The following is an 8,353-nucleotide window of genomic DNA, read 5'->3' as shown; positions in this document are numbered from 1 at the left end:
TTCTTGAGAAGGTCTGCGTGGATGGTTGCGTTGGTTTCGTCACGGTCCCCGGCGCTTCGCGCGGTGGGACCGGCTCAACCGTCGCGGCACCGCCCAACCGGCGTGGCACCGCTCAACCGACGCGCCACCGCTCAACCGACGCGGCACCGCTCAACCGTCGCGGCACCGCTCAATCGACGCTCACCCGTCCGATTTCTTCCCTTTTCCATACGCAGCCTCGTCGTAGGCTTCCGCCAACTCGGGCGACTTCGACTCCAACACTTCGCGCTTATCCGCCAACGTCTTCGCCAAATCGGCTTCCAACACCGCCCTACGCGCTTTCACCTCCGCGACAGCAGCGTTCCGGACGGTCTTGTTACTCCTAGCGGTCAACAACTCGATCGCCTCCAAGTTCACGTCGACCCCAGCGTCGATCGCCTCCTGGACGACCCCGCGAGTCTCCGCCAACGACTCGGCCAACAACTCCGACGACATCGTCTCGGCCAACAGGCGACGCTGCTCGGCCGGATCCCAATCCGGTGCCGGCCAACGGAGATCCATCTCGATCATCACCCGCGTCAGGATTTCCGTGACTGCCAGCCGCGCGAACCATTTGTGGTCGGCAGGCAACACGTACCACGGGGCGTAATCGGTCGACGTCCGCTTGAACACATCGGCGTAGGCGAGTTGGTAGTCGTCCCACTTTTCGCGAGTCTTGAGGTCGCTGAGGGAGTACTTCCACCGCTTGTCAGGCCGGTCAAGGCGCTCCATCAACCGTCGGGCCTGCTCGTCATAGGACTGCATCAGGGCGAACTTCAGCACCCGGGTGCCGCCGTCGACCAGGTTCTTCTCCCACTCGTTGATCTCGTCGAACCTCGGCTCCCACACCTCTCGCGGGACCAGTTCGTCGACGCGCACGACCAGCACGTCCTCGTAGTGTGAACGGTCGAACAGCCCGATCTGCCCAGGTTTGGGAAGCGCGTTGTCGATGCGCCACAAGTAATGGTGGGCCTGTTCCTCCTCCGTCGGCACCCCAAAGCTGCGCAGCGAAACGCCCTGCGGGTCGACCATCCCCATCACGTGCCGGGCGATGCCACCCTTGCCGGACGTGTCGAGCCCTTGGACGATCACCAGCACCCGTTCGTCGCCACCGGTCCGTCCGCGCGCGTAGAGGCGCTCTTGCAGTTCGCTCAGCAATTCTCCATGGGCGACCATCAGCGACTTGGCCTCGCTTTTGCCTCCCGCGAAACCGGGCGTGCTGCTGCGGTCAAGGGCCGTCAGGTCGAAGTCCGCGTCGACCCGCAGCGCCGTGCGCGGATCCTGGTTCCAAAGCTCAGCCATGGGCGTCCCTCTCGTTCGGGTGTGCCGAGTCTAGCCATCGGAACGAACCAGGCATCCATCAGCGGACGCCGTGTGTTTAGCCACCAAGACCGCGGGTATCGACGCGGTGTGCCGCCACCAACCACGGTGGCGGTGAAGTCTGACGGGGCGGGCGCCGAGCCCGATCTCACGGGCGCAGGTCCAAGCGGCCGATGAGCCGATCGCGACCCCGACGACCCCGACGGGCGCATCCGCGACGCGTCCGACGCTCACGATGACGATGCCCGCATGCGCAGTGATTCCCCAAGCAAGGCGAATCCGACGTGAGAAGAAGCCGAGCTCACCGCGTCCAACGCCAAGGACCGTGCCGATGACCCGGGCGACACCCCAAGGACAAGGCATCGCAGGAGGCGGCCCAGCGCCTCCAGCCGAAGGCGCAGGAACCCGCTGAGAGCATCGGACGGGTGGCGTCATGCTGGCGTGAGGAGCCGACGGCTATTTGGGTTGCTCAACCTTCGGTGCGGAGTCAGTGTCCCGGCCGGGCTCATCCGAGCGGCCAGGGGCGTCCGATCGACTGGCATCGCCGGAAGGAGCCTCAAGGGTCTCCCCCTCTGAGAGGCGCAGGTTCGTTCCCTCCTCGACCTGCTGCTCCAACTGCTCGGCCTTCTTGTCGCTTGCCTTGGTGTCGCGGGCGGGGAGTTGGAGTTCCCGCTCGGCCTCGATGCCTGCCTGCAACTGCCGGGCGCGCTCGATTTCGCTGTCGACCTCGGCGCCCACGAGCAGGATCGTGTTGATGAGGTACATCCAGAGCAGCAGGATGATGACGCCTGCCAGGGCCCCGTAGGTCGCGTTGTAATTGCCGAAGTTGGAGACGTAGAAAAAGAACCCGAGGGTCGCGATCACCGATACGACGATCGCGATCAGCGCGCCCATGCTGATCCAGCGGAACCGGGGCTGGCGCACGTTGGGTGTGGCGTAGTAGAGCAGGGCGACGACCACCACGACGATCAAAGCCAGGACGAACCACTTGGCCACGTTCCATACCGTCACCGCGACGGAGCCAAGCCCGATGGCGTTGCCGACTGCTTCGGCGATGGGGCCGGAAACCACGAAGATGACGATGGACAGGGCGCCCAGTACGAGGATGAGTGCAGTCAGGGCGTACATCTGAACAGTCAGTTTGATGACGCCCCGCCCCTCGGGCACGTCGTAGATGATGTTCATCGCGCGCCCGAACGCCTTGACGTAACCCGACGCGGCCCAAAGCGCCGTCAGCAGTCCGATGAGCAGGCCGATGCCGGGTGCAGGGGTGCTCAGGAGGGTGTCCAGGAGGGGACTGATGGTGTCCCAGGTTTCGGTCGGGACGATGCCGCGGACCTCTTCGAGCACGGAACTGAGCGCCTGCCCCTGCCCGAAGATGCTGAGGATCGACACCAGGGCGAGGATGGTGGGCACCAGGGAGAAGACGCTGCGGTAGGTGAGCCCGGCCGCGAGGTCGCCGCAGCCGTCGGCCGAGAACTCACGTATGGTCGTCTTGAGGGCGTACTTCCAGGACGGGCGGGTGATCTGGGCGGGGCTCTCGGGCTTGCGGTCGTCCTCTGGTGGAGGGGTGGTCGAGGGGTGCTTGTCCTTGTCAGGGGAAGGTTGTGAAGTCATCGTCGTCCTTTCGGTCCTCGGTTTGCCCTGAGGTGGGCAACGGTGGCAAGAATGAGCCCTACCCCGAGGAGGGGCAGCCCAAACAGCCAGGTCTCTGGTTCGATCTGGGTGACGAGCAGGGCGCAGGTGGCCACACCCAACACCGGCAGAGCGGATGGCACGCGGAAGTGCTTGTGTGGCACGTTGTCGCGCCGCAGCTTGAGCACGGCGATGTTGACGGTGATGAACACCACCAAGAGGAGCAGTACGAGTGTTGAGGCCAGCACTTCGATGGAACCGATCAGAGCCAGGATGATCGAGAGCGCGACGGTGCTGAGGATCGCCATGATCGGGGTGCGGCGCTTGGGTAGTAGCCGGGACAGGAACCGGGGCAGCAGGCCGTCGCGGCTCATCCCGTAGGCCAACCTTGACGACATGATCCCCGTCAGGAGGGCGCCGTTGGCCACCGCGATCAGCGCGATCACAGAGAAGAGGACGGGCGGCACCCCTCCAGCTTCGCGGACGACCTCGAGTAGGGGCCCCGACGAGGCGGCCAGTTCGTCGGTCGGCAGCACCGCGCTGGCGGCCACACCGACGCCGACGTAGACCATCCCGGCGACCGAGAGCGCCCCGAAGAGCGCCACGGGGTACGAACGGGAAGGGTTCTTCGCCTCCTCCGCCACGTTGACGGAGGTTTCGAACCCCACGTACGAGTAGTAGGCCAGTACGGTTCCCGCCAGCACCGCCAGGACTGGTCCGTTCTCGGCGGTGCCGAGTTGGGTCAGACGGGCGAGGTCACCGTCGCCCCTTGCCATCACCATGAAGCCGAGCATAATCACCAGCAGCAGCCCGCCGACCTCAATGACAGTGGCCACCACGTTGGCCCACATCGACTGTTTGATGCCGTAGGCGTTCAGGGCGGCGAGGATGGCGAGGAAGGCGATGACGGTCAGTGGAATGGGTAGGGTGACGAACTCGCTGAGGTAGTCGCCAGCGAACCCGAGCGATAACGCGCCCACCGAAACGATGCCGGCCGCGAGCATGCAGAACCCGACGAAGAATCCGAAGAATGGCCCGAAGGCCCTCTTGGCGTAGTGCGAGGAGCCACCGGCGCGAGGGTACTTCGTGGCGAGCTCGGCGTAGGAACCTGCCGTCAGCAGGGCTAGGACGAGGGCGAGCAGTAGGGGCACCCAAACCGCTCCACCCGAGGCTGCCGCGACGTTACCGACCAATACATAGACGCCGGCGCCCAGCACGTCGCCGAGGATGAAAAGGAATAGGGCCAGCGTCGTCACCTCGCGCTTGAGGGTGGGGGCGGGCAGTTGATCGGTCATGTTGGATATTTACCCAGGGTGCAGGGTAGATGAACCGTTTTGAGTCGGTCGAGCCGGGCCGTGAGGGACGAGCGGCCCGTGACGAACCTATGGTGACCCCAGCTGTCGGTTGAGCCGCGCCGAAGGAGCGCAGCGACGCACGCGCGTGACGAAACCATCCGTGACGTGTCCGCGGACTGTCCCAAGATGCTGTGGTGGCGATTCTGCACCGTGTGCCAGGTGGTTTCGTCACGCCTGCTCGCAGAGCTCGCCGGGCGGCTCAACCGGCGCTCTGGGCGGCTCAACCGGCGCTCTGGGCGGCTCAACCGGCGCTCAGGGCGGCTCAACCGGCGGTCGGCGGCGACTCAACCAGCAAATCGCCTTCCCCCTCGACCAAGTGAAGATCAGCCGACCGACAACCGGATCTCGTTGTTCCACGGGTCGCCCACGCTCAGCGTCCGACCGTCGAACCACGGCGTGAACCCACCGAAGCCCAACCGTTCTTCAGCCCTACCCAACTCATCCGCCGTCGGCACCAGGATGTCGACGACGCCCATCCCCAGCGTCTTCTGCCGAGGCCCCGCGCCCCGGGAGTTCCACACGTTCATCGCCATGTGGTGGTGATACCCGCCGGCTGAGACGAACAGCGCATTGCCCGGCATGACCGTGGTCTCATCGAACCCCAGCGCCCCAACGTAGAACGCCCTGGCCGACTCGACGTCCCCCACCTGCAGATGGACGTGGCCCAGCGACGCGGCGGTCGAGGGCAGGGCGTCGACGTCGACGCCGCCGAGTTCCCGGTTCACGAACCCGGCCGGGTCGAGGTACAGCGTCGCCATCTGGACGTGGCCGTCGACCCACTTCCACTGGTCGCGCGGCCGATCGCGGTAGAGCTCGACGCCGTTGCCCTCCGGGTCGGTGAAGTAGAACGCCTCGGAGACCAGGTGGTCGCCGGTGCCCGTGTAGTTCTCGGGGTACTTCTGGAACATCGACACCAGCACCCTGGCCAGGGCTTTCGGGTCGTCGTAGACGAAGGTCGACCCCGCCGAGGCGTTCCGCGTGGCCGACAAGGCCCTGGCCAGCGCCGTCACCGTCGTCGCCCGTGCGGACGATTCCAGCGGCGTCATCGGTCTTGCCTGCCGACGGCTCCTCGCCCGCCCTTCACCCGACGCTCGCCGAGGCGGCGAAGGTGCCCGCGTCGCGGCTGGTGCCCTGGATGCTCAAGTTCCAGTTCGATGGCAAGGTCGACTTCTTCGAGATCGACCCCGTCGCATACGCCCCTGCCCTCGGGGCGCAAGGGGTCGCGGACTACCGGGCCGCGCTGGACGAGGTCCGTGCCGGGCTGCCACCCGAGGGTGAGACTGGGAGGGGGCACGACCCGGGCGCCCACACTCGATTCGTCCTCAGGTACAACGACCAGCGCCTCGCGGTGCTCGATCGCGACGTCGACGCGATCATCCGGACGCACAGCGGTGACGGCAGGGTCGCCGCCTGGCTGGAGGACACCGCCGAGGCGCTGGAGGAGATCGGCGAGATCGACCTCGCCTTGGATTGGGCCAGGCGCGCCGTCGACTTCGACAAGGGGTATCAGTCGTTGGCTGCCGCCCGGTATTGGTGCAAGTTGCTCGCCGAGCACCGCCCGGGGGAGTTGGTGGAGGCCCGGCTCTACGTGTTCCGGCGCTGGCCCGGGTCGTCGACGGCGGCCGCCCTGCATGCAGCGGCGGGCGCCGAGTGGCCGTCGGTTGAGGCTGAGGTGATGACGGCGTTGCGTGCGAGCCCGGAGGACGCCGTCACTTTCGCGCTGACGACGCTGAAGGACCCGGCGTTGGCTTGGCGTCTCGCCCATGAGTTGGGCCTGGATGAGGCGCGCACCTGGGTCGCCTTGCTGGACGAGTATGAGCGGATCGACCCGGTCGCCACCCTGCCGGTACACCGGCGCCTGGTGGAGGCCGCGTTGGAGAAGGCCGCGCCTCAGAACTACCGGGTAGCGGCAGCGCGTTTGGCGAGGATGCGGAGGTTGGCGGCTGGGACGCAGGAGGCTGACGGTGTGGAGGCGTTGATCGCCGAGTTGCGTGAGGCACACCGCCGTCGCACGCGGTTGTTGCAGGAGTTGGACAAGGCGCTGGGTCGGGAGTCCGCTGTCGGTTGAGCCAGTCCCGCCGTCGGTTGAGCTGTTCCGCTGCTGGTTGAGCCGGGCCGTGAGGGACGAGCGGCCCGTGACGAAACCATGGTGACCCCCGCTGTCGGTTGAGCCGGGCCGTGAGGGACGAGCGGCCCGTGACGAAACCATCGTGACCTTGTCTGTGGGCTGTCCCCAAGATGTTGTGGTCTGGATCCTGCACCGTGTGCCAGGTGGTAACGCCCACGCCTGCTCGCAGAGCTCGCCGGGCGGCTCAACCAGCGCGTCGGTTGAGCCGGGCCGTGAGGGACGAGCGGCCCGTGTCGAAACCATCGTGACCTTCCCGGGGGAGTCTCCCCAGACGCTGTGGTCTGGATCCCGTGTCCTGCAGGAACCAGACCAGGATGTCCTGGTCTGCTCATCAGCATGAAGTTGGCCAAGACGGTGGTGTCGAGGAATGGAAGATGTGGCAAAGCTCAGTCGATCTCGAGGTCGTCGACGCTGACGCCGAGGGCGAAGGTCGGGGAGTCGGGCGGACTGGTGCCCTGGTTGACCTCTGGGGTGAGTCTGTCGATGAGTTCTTATGGAGCGTTGAGAAACTGAAATCTATAGCATAGGGTGCTATAGTTCATGAAGTGAGCGGTAGGGAAGTCCTACGGGAGGCGATGGCTGAGACGCATGTGTCCCAGTCGGAGTTGTCGCGGCTCAGCGGTGTCCGGCAACCGAGCATTAGTCAGTTCCTGTCGGGACGTATCGAGATGAGCGATGAGATGCTCGATCGTCTGTTGTCGTGCCTTGGCTACCGATTGGAGGTGGTGCGACGCTCCGTCCGGGTGGAACTCGACCGGTCCCATCTGCGCAGTTGGAGTCTGCACCGGCAGCTTGCGACTCATCTCGACCCGAACGCCTTGGACGGCTGGGTGCCGACGGTTCATCGGAATCTTGAGCGGCTGCGGAGCACCGCCCAGGGCGAGCCGCATGTGTCGAACCTGGACAGATGGGAGCGTTTGATAGAGCAGCGTGACGTTCCCGGACTCCGGCTGGTGATGACCGGGTTGGACACTGATTCGGTCCAGATGCGGGAGGTCTCCCCCTTGGGCGGTTTGATGTCGCAGGAAGAGCGGGCGAAGGTGCTGCGGTTGGTTGGCCCATGAGACGCGACCAACTGGAGCATGCCATCCGGGCCGCCTGTCAGATCATCGGTCACCCTGCGGTGATCATCGTCGGCTCGCAGGCGATCCTCGCAAGCTATCGGGAGGACGAGTTGCCGGTCGAGGCGACCATGTCGGTCGAGATCGACGTCATGCCGATGGCGGACAACAACGTGATCACTGCCGAGTTGGCGGACTTGATCGAGGGGGTCGCCGGAGAGTGGTCCCTGTTTGAGGAGCAGCACGGTTTCAGCATCGACGGCGTCGACCTCCAGACGGCGGTCTTGCCAGAAGGGTGGCGGGACCGGTTGGTCCGAGTCCAGAACCTGAACACCGCGGCGCCGTCGGGACGGCCGCAGTTCATCGGCTGGTGCCTGGATAAGGAAGACCTGTGTGTGGCGAAGCTGTGCGCCCACCGGGAGAAGGATCTGAACTTTGTCAGGGCACTCCACGCCGCCGGGCTCGTGGACGTTGCGGTGATCGCCGAGCGCCTACTTCAGGTAGAGCCACGCCATGAGCCAGCTGCCGCCGTCGGACGCAGTTGGCTGGAGGGTCTGCTGTAGGTGGCTCCCTGATCGTCGTCCAGTTGGACCGGTCATGTTGAGAACGCATGGCGCTGTCTTGCCGACGCGCCTAGCCTGTTGACCAGAAGGTGGCTCGAGGCGGTCGCGTGCCAGTTGAGCCGCGCCGAAGGAGCGCCAGCGACGCACGCGCGTGTCGAAACCATGGTGACCCCTGCTGTCGGTTGAGCCGGGCCGTGAGGGACGAGCGGCCCGTGACGAAACCATCGTGACCTTGTCTGTGGACTGTCCCCAAGATCTTGTGGCTGGGACTCT

General features: G+C 65.6%; 6 protein-coding genes and 1 pseudogene. 3 read left to right on the top strand and 4 right to left on the bottom strand.

The features are described from left to right. Positions 1-486 precede the first annotated feature (486 nt). From BUC15_RS18075 to BUC15_RS18055, 4 genes and pseudogenes are all read right to left on the bottom strand, one after another. Positions 487-1,320 (bottom strand): annotated as a pseudogene (locus tag BUC15_RS18075) (PPK2 family polyphosphate kinase); the annotation flags it as partial. A 474-nt stretch (positions 1,321-1,794) separates the two neighbouring features. Continuing rightward, on the bottom strand, positions 1,795-2,955 hold the full coding sequence (locus BUC15_RS18065) for a YihY/virulence factor BrkB family protein (RefSeq protein WP_073191300.1): 1,161 nt from the start codon (positions 2,953-2,955) through the stop codon (positions 1,795-1,797). Beyond that, positions 2,952-4,268 (bottom strand): APC family permease, encoded by a 1,317-nt coding sequence (locus tag BUC15_RS18060; protein ID WP_073191297.1) that lies wholly within the window; start codon positions 4,266-4,268, stop codon positions 2,952-2,954. The genes BUC15_RS18065 and BUC15_RS18060 overlap by 4 nt, the downstream gene beginning before the upstream one ends. A gap of 383 nt (positions 4,269-4,651) precedes the next feature. Continuing rightward, the gene (locus BUC15_RS18055) at positions 4,652-5,374 is read right to left on the bottom strand and encodes a VOC family protein (RefSeq protein ID WP_073191294.1); all 723 of its coding nucleotides are present in this window, start codon (positions 5,372-5,374) and stop codon (positions 4,652-4,654) included. Between BUC15_RS18055 and BUC15_RS18050 the strand changes: the two genes are divergently transcribed. The 3 genes from BUC15_RS18050 to BUC15_RS18040 all read left to right on the top strand — a co-directional run bounded on the left by BUC15_RS18050 (position 5,350) and on the right by BUC15_RS18040 (position 8,080). Next, positions 5,350-6,396 (top strand): hypothetical protein, encoded by a 1,047-nt coding sequence (locus tag BUC15_RS18050; RefSeq protein ID WP_073191290.1) that lies wholly within the window; start codon positions 5,350-5,352, stop codon positions 6,394-6,396. The genes BUC15_RS18055 and BUC15_RS18050 overlap by 25 nt on opposite strands. Positions 6,397-7,001: 605 nt before the next feature. Then, entirely contained in the window at positions 7,002-7,520 is a 519-nt protein-coding gene (locus tag BUC15_RS18045) for a helix-turn-helix domain-containing protein (protein ID WP_245788037.1), read from the top strand. Then, on the top strand, positions 7,517-8,080 hold the full coding sequence (locus BUC15_RS18040) for a DUF6036 family nucleotidyltransferase (RefSeq protein ID WP_073191287.1): 564 nt from the start codon (positions 7,517-7,519) through the stop codon (positions 8,078-8,080). Before BUC15_RS18045 ends, BUC15_RS18040 begins: the two co-directional genes overlap by 4 nt. Positions 8,081-8,353: the final 273 nt, after the last annotated feature.

It is taken from the genome of Tessaracoccus bendigoensis DSM 12906, assembly GCF_900141915.1.
Lineage (GTDB): Bacteria > Actinomycetota > Actinomycetes > Propionibacteriales > Propionibacteriaceae > Arachnia > Arachnia bendigoensis.
The sequence above is the reverse complement of the archived record's forward strand: the minus strand, read 5'-3'. Positions and strand labels throughout refer to the sequence as shown.